We start from the raw sequence: 784 nt of genomic DNA on the forward strand, positions 1-784 counted from the left end.
CCAATAACTATTTAGACAACTAATGTGTTATGTTATTAACCATGAAGGCAAAGGAGGTATTAAATCTACTACGAATATCAAGAAAGACACTCCATGTATACGCCTCAACAGGAAAGATAGGGTTTACAGTTATGCCCAATGGATATTATGACTACAATGATGGGGATGTTTATAAATTATTGAATAGGGATGTTAAGAGAAAAACAGTAATATATGCAAGGGTATCAACAATAAAACAGAAGAATGATTTGAACAATCAGATAGAGCAGTAAAAGCAGTGGTGCTTCATGGATGATTATACTATCAGTGCAATATACTCTGATACAGCATCTGGAATAAGATTTGATAGGAGGAAAGAATTCTTTGAAATGCTTGATGAAATCTTAAACTATAGAATAGAGAGGGTAATGATAACGTACAGGGATAGACTAGGCAGGGTGGCTTTTGATTTATTCAAATTTTTATTCCAGAAATACGGCACAGAGATAGTTGTTGTATCTGAGGTTAGAGATAAAAAACTGGATTCGGAGGAAATATTTGATGATATTATATCCATGCTTCATTGCTATTCAATGAAGATGTATTCAAAAAGAAAAAGCAATTCGATGGAGATAGGCTATGAGGATAATTAGAACTGAACAGATATTTATCCGTGATAACGGTATAATATCAAAAATGTGCCATATATCAAAGAACCTGTATAATCAGGTAAATTACATTCTAAGAGATCAGTTCTTCAACCGTGGGAGGATGCCATCATACGGAGATCTGGCAAAGCAGTTTG

General features: G+C 33.9%; 1 pseudogene. It reads left to right on the forward strand.

Annotated features, from left to right (window positions below):
- Window positions 1–41: 41 nt before the first annotated feature.
- A pseudogene (locus tag F6Q11_RS07540) lies at window positions 42–632 on the forward strand (IS607 family transposase).
- Window positions 633–784 lie beyond the last annotated feature (152 nt).

It is taken from the genome of Thermoplasma sp., from assembly GCF_008709555.1.
In the GTDB taxonomy this organism is placed as follows: domain Archaea; phylum Thermoplasmatota; class Thermoplasmata; order Thermoplasmatales; family Thermoplasmataceae; genus Thermoplasma.